The sequence below is a fragment of the Moryella indoligenes genome (assembly GCF_030812885.1).
In the GTDB taxonomy this organism is placed as follows: Bacteria; Bacillota; Clostridia; order Lachnospirales; family Lachnospiraceae; genus Moryella; species Moryella indoligenes.
In genome coordinates, this window is record NZ_JAUSTO010000005.1 from 1 (window position 1) to 14287 (window position 14287).

The 14287-nt window shown below is 48.6% G+C and carries 19 protein-coding genes; 9 read left to right on the top strand and 10 right to left on the bottom strand.

What is annotated here, in order from left to right:
* The first annotated feature begins 239 nt into the window (after positions 1-239).
* From rplU to rsfS, 8 genes are all read left to right on the top strand, one after another.
* On the top strand, positions 240-548 hold the full coding sequence (gene rplU / locus J2S20_RS04870; protein ID WP_106611867.1) for a 50S ribosomal protein L21: 309 nt from the start codon (positions 240-242) through the stop codon (positions 546-548).
* A gap of 5 nt (positions 549-553) precedes the next feature.
* The gene (locus J2S20_RS04875) at positions 554-883 is read left to right on the top strand and encodes a ribosomal-processing cysteine protease Prp (RefSeq protein WP_106611868.1); all 330 of its coding nucleotides are present in this window, start codon (positions 554-556) and stop codon (positions 881-883) included.
* 5 nt (positions 884-888) lie between these two features.
* Complete coding sequence (rpmA, locus tag J2S20_RS04880) at positions 889-1194, top strand: 50S ribosomal protein L27 (RefSeq protein WP_106611989.1); 306 nt, start codon at positions 889-891, stop codon at positions 1192-1194.
* A 111-nt stretch (positions 1195-1305) separates the two neighbouring features.
* A complete protein-coding gene (gene obgE, locus J2S20_RS04885; protein ID WP_307253789.1) occupies positions 1306-2592 on the top strand; it encodes a GTPase ObgE in 1287 nt (428 codons plus the stop codon).
* Positions 2593-2600: 8 nt separating this feature from the next.
* Positions 2601-2900: a YhbY family RNA-binding protein gene (locus J2S20_RS04890; RefSeq protein ID WP_307253791.1), complete on the top strand. Its 300-nt coding sequence runs from the start codon at positions 2601-2603 to the stop codon at positions 2898-2900.
* Positions 2901-2913: 13 nt separating this feature from the next.
* The gene (nadD, locus tag J2S20_RS04895; protein WP_307253793.1) at positions 2914-3525 is read left to right on the top strand and encodes a nicotinate-nucleotide adenylyltransferase; all 612 of its coding nucleotides are present in this window, start codon (positions 2914-2916) and stop codon (positions 3523-3525) included.
* Positions 3526-3559: 34 nt separating this feature from the next.
* The gene (yqeK, locus tag J2S20_RS04900) at positions 3560-4159 is read left to right on the top strand and encodes a bis(5'-nucleosyl)-tetraphosphatase (symmetrical) YqeK (protein ID WP_307253798.1); all 600 of its coding nucleotides are present in this window, start codon (positions 3560-3562) and stop codon (positions 4157-4159) included.
* On the top strand, positions 4137-4487 hold the full coding sequence (gene rsfS, locus J2S20_RS04905) for a ribosome silencing factor (RefSeq protein ID WP_307253801.1): 351 nt from the start codon (positions 4137-4139) through the stop codon (positions 4485-4487). The genes yqeK and rsfS overlap by 23 nt, the downstream gene beginning before the upstream one ends.
* Before the next feature lie 102 nt (positions 4488-4589).
* Here rsfS and lexA read toward each other — a convergent pair whose 3' ends face one another.
* Positions 4590-5216 (bottom strand): transcriptional repressor LexA, encoded by a 627-nt coding sequence (gene lexA, locus J2S20_RS04910; protein ID WP_106611873.1) that lies wholly within the window; start codon positions 5214-5216, stop codon positions 4590-4592.
* A gap of 248 nt (positions 5217-5464) precedes the next feature.
* Between lexA and J2S20_RS04915 the strand changes: the two genes are divergently transcribed.
* Entirely contained in the window at positions 5465-5779 is a 315-nt protein-coding gene (locus J2S20_RS04915) for a LysM peptidoglycan-binding domain-containing protein (RefSeq protein ID WP_307253807.1), read from the top strand.
* Between the two features lie 34 nt (positions 5780-5813).
* Here the strand turns inward: J2S20_RS04915 and J2S20_RS04920 are convergent, their stop codons facing one another.
* The 9 genes from J2S20_RS04920 to J2S20_RS04960 form a co-directional block, all read right to left on the bottom strand.
* Positions 5814-6875 (bottom strand): tyrosine-type recombinase/integrase, encoded by a 1062-nt coding sequence (locus J2S20_RS04920; protein ID WP_307253810.1) that lies wholly within the window; start codon positions 6873-6875, stop codon positions 5814-5816.
* Positions 6876-6989: 114 nt separating this feature from the next.
* Positions 6990-8060 (bottom strand): NAD(P)H-dependent flavin oxidoreductase, encoded by a 1071-nt coding sequence (locus J2S20_RS04925; protein WP_307253813.1) that lies wholly within the window; start codon positions 8058-8060, stop codon positions 6990-6992.
* Between the two features lie 212 nt (positions 8061-8272).
* A complete protein-coding gene (locus J2S20_RS04930) occupies positions 8273-9910 on the bottom strand; it encodes an LCP family protein (RefSeq protein ID WP_307253815.1) in 1638 nt (545 codons plus the stop codon).
* A gap of 11 nt (positions 9911-9921) precedes the next feature.
* The gene (locus J2S20_RS04935; RefSeq protein WP_106611878.1) at positions 9922-10563 is read right to left on the bottom strand and encodes a cytidylate kinase-like family protein; all 642 of its coding nucleotides are present in this window, start codon (positions 10561-10563) and stop codon (positions 9922-9924) included.
* A gap of 275 nt (positions 10564-10838) precedes the next feature.
* Complete coding sequence (locus tag J2S20_RS04940) at positions 10839-11771, bottom strand: RluA family pseudouridine synthase (protein ID WP_307253819.1); 933 nt, start codon at positions 11769-11771, stop codon at positions 10839-10841.
* On the bottom strand, positions 11771-12316 hold the full coding sequence (gene lspA, locus J2S20_RS04945) for a signal peptidase II (RefSeq protein WP_307253821.1): 546 nt from the start codon (positions 12314-12316) through the stop codon (positions 11771-11773). The genes J2S20_RS04940 and lspA overlap by 1 nt, the downstream gene beginning before the upstream one ends.
* An 11-nt stretch (positions 12317-12327) precedes the next feature.
* Positions 12328-13086: a YlmH/Sll1252 family protein gene (locus tag J2S20_RS04950; protein ID WP_307253823.1), complete on the bottom strand. Its 759-nt coding sequence runs from the start codon at positions 13084-13086 to the stop codon at positions 12328-12330.
* 2 nt (positions 13087-13088) lie between these two features.
* Positions 13089-13589, bottom strand: a complete 501-nt coding sequence (locus J2S20_RS04955; RefSeq protein WP_106611882.1) for a cell division protein SepF — start codon at positions 13587-13589, stop codon at positions 13089-13091.
* Positions 13586-14287 (bottom strand): YggS family pyridoxal phosphate-dependent enzyme, encoded by a 702-nt coding sequence (locus tag J2S20_RS04960; protein WP_106611883.1) that lies wholly within the window; start codon positions 14285-14287, stop codon positions 13586-13588. Before J2S20_RS04960 ends, J2S20_RS04955 begins: the two co-directional genes overlap by 4 nt.

Consider the following 14287-nt stretch of genomic DNA (forward strand, 5'->3'; position numbering starts at 1 on the left):
CGAACCTCCTGGTGTTGTGTTGTGTGGTAGCTTCATCATACCACGAGTTCGTCATCGGCTCTTTTTTATTGTCCTAGTTCATCTTACAATCATCCCTGTAATTCTGCAGATGAAAATCACTTGACATATAATTGTCTTTCCCTTATATTTATTAAGTATGCCGCACAACGGGGCTGTAAGTTTCGCACAGTTCGTGCGAACGCCACAGTTGGCGAGTAATGATAAAAGGAGGTACCAGTATGTACGCGATTATTGCTACCGGCGGGAAGCAGTATAGGGTATCAGAGGGCGATATCATTAAGGTTGAGAAACTCGGAGTGGAAGCAGGCCAGACAGTTACGTTTGATCAGGTTCTCGCTGTAAACAACGGTGAGCTTGCCATCGGAACCCCGACTGTATCCGGAGCCAGCGTTTCCGCAACTGTTCTCAGAGAGGCGAAAGACAGAAAAGTCATCGTCTACAAGTACAAGGCAAAGCTTGGCTATCACAAGAAGAACGGTCACAGACAGCTCTATACTCAGGTTAAGATCGACAAGATCAATGCCTGAGCACTATGATCGAAATACAGCTTTTTAAAGATGCGCAGGGCAGGACTTACGGCTTTCGCTCGGAGGGGCACGCAGACTATGATGATTTCGGAAGAGATATTGTCTGCGCTGCAGTTTCCGTGCTGGAACTGAATCTTGCAAATTCTACCTCTCAATTTACTTCTGCGCGTTTTTCCTGTCAGGTCAATGAGAAAAACGGTACCTTTGAGTATCGACTCGCTGATGTGGAAGACAGAGAGGCCGGACTTCTCCTCTCATCCTGTCTGCTCGGACTGGAGAGCATAGGGAAGGAGTACGGAAGTAACTACTTAACGATTAGAGATCAGGAGGTGTAATGATGTTGTTCACAATGAACCTTCAGCTGCATGCTCATAAGAAAGGTGTAGGCTCCACCAAGAACGGCCGTGACTCCGAGTCCAAGCGCCTTGGCGCGAAGAGAGCGGACGGTCAGTTTGTTCTTGCCGGAAATATCCTTTACAGACAGCGCGGCACACATATTCATCCGGGAACCAATGTCGGCAGAGGCTCCGATGATACCCTGTTTGCAAAGGCAGACGGTATCGTCAGATTTGAGAGATGGGGCAAGTACCGCAAGAAGGTTTCTGTCTATCCGAAGGCAGAGCTTGCTGCAGAAGCGGCAGAGTGATGAATATCTTCGGCTTTCAGCCGAATAAATAAGCAGAGAGCCGGGCTTCATACTGTACAGTATGAAGCCCGTTTCATACTTACATTCAGAAGCATTCAGAAAGAGAGAGTTATGTTTACAGACAGCGCAAAAATCTTTATTCAGTCCGGAAAGGGCGGAGACGGTCATGTCAGCTTCCGCAGAGAGCTCTTTGTGCCCGCCGGAGGTCCTGACGGCGGAGACGGCGGAAAGGGCGGAGATGTTATCTTTGAAATCTATGATGGCCTGAATACCCTGACAGATTTCCGCCATGTGCGAAAATATATTGCTGAGAGCGGTCAGCCCGGCGGAAAAAAGCGCTGTCACGGCGCAGACGGCAGGGATTTGATTGTCCGTGTTCCTGAGGGCACCGTCATCCGGGATGATGAGAGCGGTAAAATCATTGCCGATATGTCCGGTGAAAATCGCCGCATGGTGATTCTGCGCGGCGGAAAGGGCGGAATCGGCAATATGCACTTCGCAACTGCCACCATGCAGGCGCCAAATTATGCAAAGCCCGGTCAGCCTGCCAGAGGCCTTTTTGTGCGTCTGGAGCTGAAGGTCATCGCAGATGTCGGACTGGTTGGTTTTCCGAATGTCGGAAAGTCCACCCTTCTGAGCCGCGTATCCAATGCACGGCCTGAGATTGCCAATTACCACTTTACGACTCTGACACCACACCTTGGCGTGGTAGATCTCGATGAGGGTGAGGGCTTTGTAATGGCCGATCTCCCCGGTCTGATCGAGGGAGCCTCCAGGGGAATCGGTCTCGGATACAATTTTCTGAAGCACGTGGAACGGACCAAGGTCCTAGTTCATGTGGTCGATGCCGCCTCTGTCGAGGGCAGGGATCCCGTAGAAGACGTGCGAAAGATCCAGGAGGAGCTGCAAAAATATGAGGCACAGCTCCTCAATAAGCCGCAGATCATCGCAGCAAATAAAATTGACAGCATCGTTATAGAGGAAGGCGCAGAGGACCCGATCGAAAAGCTGCGCCGCGCTTTCGAACCGGAGATTCCTGTCTATCCGATATCGGGCGTGACCGGAGCCGGGATCAAAGAGCTGAAGTATGCGATTCTCTCTGTTCTGAAAACGATGAACCGGGAGGTCACTGTATTTGAGCCGGAGATGGAAATCGATTACGCAGCAGATTCCAATCTTCCCTATACAGTCGTCAAAGAAGCGGCGCATGTCTACGTCGTTGAGGGACCGCGCATCGAAAAAATGCTTGGTTACACCAATCTCTCTTCAGAAAAAGGCTTTGATTTCTTCCAGAAATTTCTGAAGGAAAGCGGAGTGCTCAGAGATCTTGAGGACGCCGGAATTGAAGAGGGCGACACTGTCCGCATGTACGGACATGCATTTGATTATTACAGATAAGGAGTGCCATGACAAGCAAACAACGCGCATACCTGAAGGGGATAGCAATGACAACAGAGCCCATTCTGCAGATTGGAAAATCCACTCTGACGCCTGAGCTCACACAGGCGGCCGTAGAGGCCTTCCATACGCACGAACTGATCAAGATCTCCGTGCTTCAGAACTGCATTGCCGATCCGAAGGAGATGGCACAGGTTCTCGCAGAGCGCACGCACAGTGAAGTCGTGCAGGTGATCGGAAAAAAAATTGTGCTCTACAAACAGGCCAAGGAAGAGAAGGACCGTAAAATCATACTCCCCTCACGCTGATACGGAGGAAGAAATGCGGAAGATCGCGATACTCGGTGGAACCTTTAACCCCATTCACAACGGACATCTGAAACTTGCAGAAAACGCATGGCGGCAGTTTGCGCTTGATGCCTGCTGGTTCATGCCTGCGCCGACGCCCCCGCACAAGGACAGCCACATGATCACTTCCTATGCGGATCGACTCGCCATGGTGCGGGCAGCGCTGGAACCCTTCCCCTGCTTCGAGGCCTCTGATTTCGAGGCGCAGCGCAGCGGAAAGTCCTATACCAGCGACACGCTCAGGGAACTGGCTGCCCGTTACCCGGAAATCTCTTTTTCCTTTGTGCTGGGGGCAGACTCCTTCTATGAGATCGAGAGCTGGCACTGTCCGGAGCTTATTTTAAAGTACGCCGGCCTCATTGTGGCAGACAGAGATTACAGCAAAAATCATGAGTCTCTCTCCGCGCACGCAGAGCATCTCCGCGCACGCTACCATGCCCGCATTGATTTTATTCATGCGGAAGAGGTTGATATCTCCTCTGAGCACATACGCCGCCTCTTTGCCTCCGGACGAGGCGGAGCAGAGCGTCTGATTCCGTCTGCAGTCTACGACTATATCCGTGCGCACCATCTGTATGGGCAGTAGGGATCTTTTCTCTTTTATACGGGAACAAAACAAGATGAACAGAGATGAACTGAACAGAATAAGAGAGCTGCTCTACCAGAGCCTGAGCTCCTCAAGATATCAGCACAGCCTCGGTGTCGCCTATACCGCCGCCTGCCTCGCAATGCGCTACGGCGCAGACCCGGAACCGGCGGAGCTCGCGGGCCTTCTGCACGACTGCGCCAAAGAATACAGGGAGGAGGAGCTGCTCAGGATCGGAACGCAGTGTAATATTATATTCTCTGCCGCCGAGCTCGCCGCTCCTCAGGTGCTACATGCGATCATCGGCCCCTGTATCGCGGAGCAAAAATATCATATCAGCTCTCCGGAAATATTGTCTGCAATACGCTGGCACACCACCGGAAAAGAGAATATGTCCCTGCTCGAAAAAATCATATTTACAGCAGACTATATCGAGCCAAACCGGGATCACGCCCCTAATCTCTCTGAGATGCGGGCTCTGGCCTTTCAGGATCTCACGCAGTGCGTATTTCGAATCACTGAGGATACCCTTCGCTTTCTGAAAACACGGAACACAGCAGCAGATCCCATGACACAGCGTTGCTATTTGTGGTTAAAGGAGAATGGAAATTATGACAACACAGGAAATCGTTAAGACTGCAGTCAAAATTATGGAGGATAAGAAGGGCAGCGAGATCAAGGTAATTGATATCTCCAAGGTCTCTGTTATCGCAGATTATTTCATCCTTGTCAGCGGCAGCAACCGCAATCAGACCCAGGCCATCGCAGATGAGATCGAGATGCAGCTCGGAAGAGAGGGGATAGAGGCAAAGCAGAAGGAAGGCTACAGCAGTGGAACCTGGATTCTTCTTGATTACCGCGATGTCGTCATTCATATCTTTAACAGCGAGGATCGCAGATTCTATAATCTTGAGAGAATATGGACCGACGGAACCATCGTTGATGGGCCGGAGAGGCTTTAATTTTTTTTTACACAATAGCATTACACATACGGTCAGAAAATAAGCGCACGCCTTCCGCGTGCGCTTATCTATATTATTTACATTTTCTCCTGATTATTATACTCAGTGGCGAAAATAATCAAGGCGAATCAGCCCCACCACCTTGCCAAGAACAGCGACCTGTTCAACCAAAATTGGCTCCATGCTGTCATTCTCCGGCTGAAGGCGATAGTAGCCCTTCTCCTTATAAAAGCGCTTTACAGTGGCGCCATCCTCCACCATGGCAACAACGATCTCTCCATTTGCTGCTGTGTTCTGACGCGCAACAATCACCGTGTCTCCATCAAATATTCCCACGTTTATCATCGAATCCCCGCGCACCTTCAGCATAAAGGTTTCGCTGTTAGGCAGATAATCTGTCGGAATCGGAAAATAATCCAGAATATTCTGTTCTGCGAGTATGGGCTCACCGGCAGCCACCTGTCCGAGAATGGGAATATTTGCCAATTCTCTCCGTGTCAGATTAAAATTGTCGTCCACGACCTCTATGGTGCGCGGTTTCGTGGGATCCTTTCGAATATAACCGTTCTTTTCAAGACTCTCCAGATGTGCATGCACAGAAGAAGTAGAGCGCAGATGCACCGCGTCGCATATTTCGCGCACCGCAGGCGGATAGCCCTTGCTCAGTATCGTATCTTTTATATAATTCAGAATTTCCTGCTGTTTTTCTGTAATTTTTCCCTGAGACACAGACGCCTCCACCTTTCCCTGAAATCCGATTGAATGACTGTTATTTTTATTATAATAGCACGAAGACATCTTTTATACAAACCTTTGTTCGATTTTTGGATATAATGCCAAACGTTTGTTCTATTTTCTATTGACAAACATATGTTCGCATATTATGATGGCAACAGAACAAACGTTCTTTTTTAAAAACCCAAAATCATCAGAAACAGCATACAATTGAATTTCTGCAAATAAAAGAGAGGATTTCCATGAAGATGAAAAGATCACACACCGCATATGTCTTCAGAAGACTGATCATGACCGCTTTATTTCTGACGCTGGTCATTCTTTTCTTTGAACATTCCGCGATTCCGGTACAGGCTGAAGGAAGAGAATCCTTTTCTGCACAGCTTCACTATGCCAGTATTAAGCTCTGTGCAGGAGATACCCTGGAGACAGTGGCCGCCAACTACAATACAGGAGATAATCTGAGTGATATGGAGTATATTCAGGAGCTGAGAGAAATCAATCAATTAAACAGAGATAAATTGTATCCCGGCTGTTATCTCACTGTTCTGAAATGAACACCTGTACTGAAGAGGAGAGAAGAGGTACAAATCAGCTCTCCCTCAGCTTTACCTTATTCCTGGCACTGCGCCTTCTATCCTCCTGAAGCGCGGCATAATGTTTTCTCGTTGTATTAACATCTGTATGCCCCAGCACATCTGCAACAAGATAAATATCTCCGGTCTCATGATACAGATTGGTGCCGTAAGTACTTCGCAGCTTATGCGGCGTGATCCTTTTCAGCGGTGCCGCAGTGCACGCGTATTTTTTTACCATATTTTCAACACTTCTGACATTCATTCTTTTGTTCTGAAGGGAGAGAAAGAGCGCATCCTCCGATCCGGCAGATGGCTCCAGAAGCTCTCGCTCCTCAAGATAATTCAAAAGCGCCTCCTCGACCTCATCTCCAAAGTACACCACCTGTTCCTTGCCGCCCTTTCGGTGTACACGAATTCCATCATTTTTAAAATCAATATCATTCAGATTGAGCCCCACACATTCCGACACCCGGATTCCGGTTCCCAGCAGCAGCGTAATCAGTGCAAGATCTCTCAATTTGGTTCTCTCATGATAAATGCGCTGACGCTCTGTGAGTTTTTCACCTGACTCCACCTGATCCAGCAGAAGCGCCACCTCATCAATATCCAGACGTATAATTTCGTGTTCATGAATGCGGGGCATAATGACACGCGCAGCAGGATTATTGTCCAGCATTTCCTTTTGATAGAGATATTTATAAAAGCTCTTGAGCGAACATACTTTTCTCTTAATTCCCGTCTCGCGGTTCAGAACACCTTCTCCGGAGTCCTCCGGACGAAATTTCAGATATTCCATATATTCCTCAAGATCCGTTGCTGTGAGAGCATTCAATGAACTCAAAGGTATATTACGAATTGCACCGCATCTGCGTATTTCCGGATTCTCATCCATCAGATACTGAAAAAAGATTCTCAGATCATAGGCATAAGCAATTCTGGTACGGGACTGGGTGCGCGGCTCAATGCCGCGAAAGTAGGTTCGACAATAATCTGGAAGTTCTGTAAGCAAATCCCGTAAACGCTGTATATTATCCTGATCTATTTTTTCGCTGTAGGAGAGTTTTCTGGATGCCATATCGGAATGACCTTTCTGGAGTATATAGAATCGCTCTGACTATTCGTTAAACAAGTGTTTCGCGAATAGTTATATCCAGCTCTATACTACTACTCCGCTGATGCTTTTGCAAGATCAAAGTGCAAAGCCCAGCTCACGCATAAGCTTCGGAACAGTTGTCATCTCTTTCATCCTTCCCACATTACTGCCGGCAAAGAACAATCCCTCGTCCACATTGCCCTTGACAGCTTCAATCAATGCGTGCGTAATACAGTAGGGAACCTGTGCGGGATTACAGCTCTTGATACAGCGGGAACAGTGTCTTGGCTGTATTCTTCCTTCTGTGCTAAGCTTCTGAAGCAGAGGTGATAAAACAGCTCTTCCCGGCATTCCAACCGGGCTGTGAATTACCCGGACGTCCTCTGCACTTGCACGCAGCAGAACGTTCTTATACTCATAAGAAGCATCGCATTCTTCTGTCGCAATGAAGCGGGTAGCCATCTGAACGCCTGACGCACCGCGCTCCATCACCCGCTCTATATCCTTTCTGTCCCATATTCCTCCGGCACAGAATACAGGGATTTCTCTGCCTACGCGCTCAGCAAACGGCTTCACAACCTGCAGAAGCTCTTCCAGCAGCTCTGTTATTCCCGGAAGCTGCGGGGAAGAGAGCTCTTCCTCCCGAAATCCGAGATGCCCCCCTGCCTTTGGTCCCTCCAGCACAATAAAATCTGGAATACGACGATATCGCTTCTGCCACGATCTGAGTATCAGTGAGGCAGCTCTTCCGCTCGATACAATTGGAGCAATGAGAGCATGCCCATCAGGAACATATTCTGGAAGCTGAAGAGGCAGTCCTGCTCCGGCGATCACGGCATCTATCCCCGCTTCGACTGCTGTACGCACTGCGGAAGCAAATTGCTGGGTTGCTACCATCGCGTTGACAGCAACCAGCCCCTTTCCGCCGGATATCTCCCTGGCGTCGGCAATCTCCCGCTTCAATGCTCTCAGGTTTGCTTCCTCGGGACAACGGAAGAAATCCTTTTCCCGATAGCCACAGTCAGCCGTGCTGATGCACCCCATACCGCCGTTTGCTGCCACACTGCCTGCCAGACGCTCAAGAGATACTCCTACTCCCATGCCGCCCTGAATCAGGGGAATACTCAGCTTTTTTCCCATGACAGTTAATACCTGAGCTTTTTTCATTTGTTCTCCTTATTCTGTTTCATATTTGTAATCATATTAAGTGTATCAGATGATTCCCGTTTGATTTTAAATCATCTACACCATATTATGCTTTATATTAAAATGTGTCAAATAGTATTTAAAACTATTTTAGCGTGAGGTATTCAAATACAGATTAAACAGCAAAAAAGAGCAGTCCGTATTCTGACTGCTCTCTCCAGTAATCTTATATATTAAAGTCCGATTCCCGGACCGATCTGCGGTTCATCTGTCTCTGCAGCTGCGCTTCCGGCCTTATCCGGATGCACTTTCTCATCAGGCGACTCTGCATCTGTCTCCTGTATTCCGCTGTGATTGTCAGTTGGTGCAGCTGCTCCCGGCCGACTCATCGCAGAGTCTTCATCAAATGGAGAAATTTCTGCAGTGCTTTCAATAATCTCCTCTGAGCTCTCCTCCGAAAAAACCTCTGCTTCTGTGCTTGAATCTGTCTCCGGAGTCTCTATTGCCTCCTCTGAAGCCGCCGCTGTCTCTGAAGCCTTAGTATATTTCACTCCGACACCGCCGCTTCCGCGCTCATCGGTCGAAATACTTGCTTTTTTGCCCTTTCCTCTCATACCGGTCTTATCAATGATATACTGACTGACCTCCTGTACAGAAGCACTCGCTCTGTAATTTTCATCTGCAAAAAGAAACTGATGCAGCGCAATCACATTGCTTTCCAACGTCACCGGAATGACGCAGTCCTTCTTTTCCACCCAGGCAGTATCCTTTTCAAAGGGAAAGCCCGCGGTCTCTGTGAGATGGTACTTCTTGATATTTTTAGCATAGACCAGAAGATCGTCAATCGTCAGACTGGTTCTTGTCTCAGGGATTACGGAGGTGACAAGCTCCATGCGTTTTTTTACATCTGCTGCGCGCGCCTTATCAAGAAGCAGAGAAACCACCTTGCGCTGACGCTCGGTCCGATTATAATCTGTATCCATCAGCCGCAGCCTTGCGTAAGCTACAGCCTGTACACCATCCAGATGATTCTGACCGGCGTGCTCCAGCTGCACAGAGCCAATACCAGTCGCATTTACGGTTTCTGTAATGAAAGAATTAATGTACTTAAATTCCGGTTCGGTGATCTCAAGATCAACTCCGCCCATAATATTGATGGCATCAATCACTGCCTTCCAGTTGAAGGTAATATAATCATCCGGAGAGATATCCAGATTATACTTCATGGTCCAGAGTGCCTGCTCAGGTCCGCCCTTAAAATAAGCTTCATTGAACTTATGGTGCTTCCCCTTCTGATTGATCTGTACAAAGGTATCACGATAGATCGAGCAAATTTTTATATCTCCGGTCGCCTTATTCAGGGAAACCAGCATATTGACATCCGAGAGCGCCCCTTCCTTCAGGTTTCCGTCGCGGGAATCAACCCCAAAAACAGCAACTGTATAATAGCCGCTCTCGTGTGTATTTCCCCCCAGAAAGAGACTTTTGGCTCCCCAAAGTAATAAAAATACAATTGCGGAGAGAAAAACATTCCGGACAAGGTGCTTTTTATGCTGCCTGCTTTTCGCCTCGGCCCGGGAACGCCTCATCTGACGAGGGGAGGCCCCTCCGCTGCGTCTGTTGTTTATCTGCTCGCTCTCATTTCGCTTTCCTGTGGTCTGGAATACAGCTGCTCTCCTTCTTCTGCGGCCTTGCTCTGGCTCCTCCTCTGAAAAGCGCTCCAGCTCCCTTTCACGCGCCTCCTGGCGCAATCTTCTGAGACGCTCCAGATCCCTCAGATACTTTTGCTTTTTCTCCCGCTCAATTGGATCCTCCGGCAGTGTATCCTGTTTTAAATTTATATCAAAAAAATCACGCCCGTCGGATGCCATCCAAAGTCTCCTTACGCCTTACTGCTTCTGTATGTTCTTTCTCTCTCCGCAAAATCCAGTATCATATCCACAGCTCCCTCATAACCGAGCTTACTGCTGTTCAGGCAGAGATCATAGCTTCTGGAATCTCCCCAGCGCTTATTGGAATAATAATTGTAATAGCTGGATCTGCGCTTATCGGTTTTCAGCATGATCTCCCGCGCCTTGTCTTGAGAGACATTCTGTGCTGTCCTGATACTCTCAATTTTATCTGCTTCATCTGCACTGATAAAAACACTGATCATTCCGGGGACACCCTGCAACGCATAATCTGCACAGCGTCCGACAATCACGCAGGACTCATTCTTCGCGATGTTTCTAATCGTATCAAACTGCGCCAGGAAAATCTTCTGATTAATGGGCATATCAACATAGGGCGAGGACGAATATCCAAGAGAATAGGTGTCCATCACCAGAGAGTAAAGAAAACTGTTGGTAGGCTTCTCATCATTGCTCTCCAGAAGCTCACGGCACAGACCGCTCTCCTTTGCCGCACGATCCAGGAGCTCCTTATCATAGCACTTCACACCCAGCCTCTCGGCCAGCATTTTCCCGATTTTGCGTCCGCCGCTTCCGGTCTGACGTCCGAGCGTCACAATTAATTTTTCTGCCATGTGATACCTCCTGTATACAGTATTTATATAAAAATGAAAGCCGGCTTGCGTCTCACTTCGTGCGACTTTTTATACCTTTGACTGATTACGCGTTGCTGCGCACTGCGCGCTTCCGCAACGCTGCCACATTGCGCACTCTCATGAGACTTGCGTCTCACTCCGTGCTCCATGTGGGCGCGTCCCAAGTACTTTCACCCACTTGCAAGCAAGCTTGCGTGGGAGCAGTACTTTTTACGCTGTAATCATATTATACCATTCCCGGAAAAAAAGGTAAACTAGCGCGCCAGTCTCCTGAGCAGTGCCTCAAAATACGCCGGCAGCGGCGCCGTAAACTCCATATAATCTCCACTTTTGGGATGCCGGAAGCCCAGTACCATGGCGTGAAGTGCCTGCCCTTCCAGCTGATAGGGATTTTTCGATGAACCATATACCGTATCTCCAAGCAGAGGGTGCCCGATAGAAGCCATGTGCACACGGATCTGATGTGTTCTTCCGGTTTCCAGCACACATTCGATATAGCTGCTGTTCTGAAAACGCTGTAGTACCCGGTAGTGCGTCACTGCGCGCCGCCCCCCCGGTACACCTGCCTTCATGCGCTTACGCTCCTTTGGATCCCGTGCAATCGGTGCGTCGATCTGTCCCTCATCTGACTTCAGCACTCCCTGCACAATCGCCCTGTATCTCCGTGTAACAGAATGCTCCTTGAGCTGCGCGGCAAGCCAGTTATGCGCCATGTCGTTCTTACAGGCAATGAGTACGCCCGTTGTATCTCTGTCGATGCGGTGTACAATGCCGGGACGCAGTACACCGTTAATTCCGGAGAGATTCTCTCTGCAGTGATACATCAGCGCATTTACAAGCGTCCCGCTGCTGTGTCCGGCCGCGGGATGTACAACCATCCCCTTTGGTTTATTGACTACAATGACATCCTCATCCTCATAGAGTATGTCAAGCGGAATATCCTCTGCCAGAATTTCTGCCTGCTCAGGTTCCGGGACAGCGACAAAAATCTGCTCTCCTTCCTGCAGCTTCCGATTTCCTCTGACAGGCTTATCCGCAGCATTCAGGAATGAAGCTTTTATTGTAACCGCCCCCCCCTCAATGAGCTTCTGAACATGTGAGCGTGTCATTGGAGATAAAAGAGCAGTCAGGACGAGATCCAATCTCCTGCCTGCCTGCTCTTCCGTTACGACAAATTTTCTGTCCATTAAGACCTCTTGTTTTTTAGAAAATCCAGATCCTCATCCTTATAGTAAAAAAGTATCAGCAGCATCAGTGCTGCAGTCGCACAGCTGACAAAAATATCTGCCACATTAAACACCGGAAAATCAATCGGGACAAAGTAAATAAAATCTACAACTGATTTTCTCATCACCCGATCAATCAGATTTCCGATCGCTCCGGCTGCAATAAAGGACGCGACCAGCAACAGCGGGCCGTATTTCTTCTCCGCCGGAAGTCTGCAGACCACATATAAAATCAACGCTCCGACAACTGCAGTAATCACATAAAAGAATCCCATGTGTCCTTCCAATATACCGAAGGCCGCTCCGGTGTTTTCAATTCTAAGCAGTTCCAGTACACCCGGAATCAACGGGTGCGGCTCATGCAGCGCGAGATAAATGAGAGCCAATCGCTTTGTGAACTGATCCGCCCAGACCGCAAAAATAATAATTCCGATAAAAACAGAAAAATGCCGCAGCTTTCCGCTATTTCTTTTTTCTTTCGCTTCCATACCTTTTTCTGTACTCACAGAACACCCCATCAAATAAATAATTCTATGCTGACATACCTGCGTCCGCTTCTTGTCATTCGCTCACCCGGAAGAAGACGAAACCTTCCCTTGCCCCGCACAGACAGGATCTGCCCTGCCTTCAGAATCTGAGAGCCATCCGCGCAGAGTGCAGAATTTACCGAGATCCGCCCTGCCTTCAGAAGTTCTTTCGACTGTGTGCGGGAGATGTGCCAGACTGCAGATACCAAACTGTCAACCCGGAGGGAGGCGGTATTGACATCCATCTGCTCCGTATGTACGGAAGCTGTGTGTGCCTCCCGCCCTTCCCTCTCCACACGCACCGCAGAGTGACGCACTGCGGAGAGTGAATCGCAGATGTGCTCTGCAATCTCGGAGAGCACAACAATATGCGCTGTGTTTTCTGAAATAATGATATCTCCAAGCATTTCCCGCCGCACTCCAAGGTTCATAAGCGCACCGAGAAAATCCCGGTGCGAGAGCGGCTCTGCAAATTTAGGCGCCGCCGGTACGATTCGAAGATACGCAAAGATATCTTCTGGCACCTCCTCCAGATAATCCGGCAAAAAACAAACGATTCTGCGTTCGGCGTCATCAAAACCACCGGAGTATCTCACACAGATATCTCCGGCGGAGAGATGTATCGTCTGCAGAACCGCCTGCTCGTCTACATTCAAAAAATGGGAATGTGTCGGTATGTTTCGCTGATAGCAGCTGTCGTAAAGCTCTGCGATGCGATTTTTAAAAAATGCCAGTTCTTTTTCCGTCATACTCAGACGCGCATATTTAATCCGGAGATATCAAGAGAGCCCGCAGTGCTCAGGAGATCCTGAAACTCCCCGGAAAGATTGACACTTTCCGGAGTAATAATGAAAATATAATTTGAGATCTTCTGAAGCTTGCCGTTCAGACTGTAGGTAGAGCCCGAAGTAAAATCTATAATGCGCTGTGCAATCTCTGTGTTGATGCCCTCCATATTCAGCACCACAGCCTTGCCCATAAGCAGATCGTCCACGATCTCCTTGGCATCATCAAAGGCAGAGGGCTTTACCAGAGCAACCTCCAGACCGCCGTTGCGCTTTACAGGGGTTGGCTTCTTCGAAAACAGACGCGGTTTTTCTTCTGCTTCTTCATCTTCATCGAGATCCCGTCTCACAAGGCCAAACCGTCTCGGCTTCGGATCCTCATAGTCCGCATCATAATCATCATCATAATAATCGTCATCATCGCCATTGACGCGCATACTGTTCATCAGCTTGCCAATAAAACTCATTGTCTTTCTTCTCCAATCTCTCGTGCGCCAAAAATTCCGGTTCCCACTCTGATTAATGTAGCGCCTTCCTGAATAGCTACACGATAGTCTCCGGTCATGCCCATTGACAGGACATTCATAGACACATTATCGACTTTTTTACTTTTTATGTCAATGGACAATTCCCTTAATCTGCGAAAAACAGCCCGGTTTTCTTCGGGATTCTGAACATTTGGTGCAACAGTCATGAGACCGCAGATTTTCAGGTTCCTGTATTGACGCAAGCGATCAAGAAGCGGAAACAACTCCTCAGGAAGAAAACCAAATTTGCTCTCCTCCCCTGCCACATTTACCTCCAACAGACCTTCTGAGACAATGCCCTGTTTTCTTGATTCAAAATCAATGCTGTCCAGAAGCTTCAGGCTGTCAATTCCATGAATCAGAACTGTCTTGCCAAGTACAGACTTCACCTTATTGGTCTGAAGATGTCCGATCAGATGCCAGCGAATATCTGCAGGCAGCTGTTCTCTCTTGGAAAGCAGCTCCTTTACCCTGTTCTCTCCGAAATCACGTATGCCGGCCTCGTATGCCTCGTAAATTCTCGCTGCGGGATTTGTCTTACTGACTGCAATCAGTGTAAGCTCCTCTCTGCTGCGTCCCGCGGCGGCACAGGCCTCCTGAATATGTTTTTCTACAAGCTCCAGATTTTCTTTAATCAT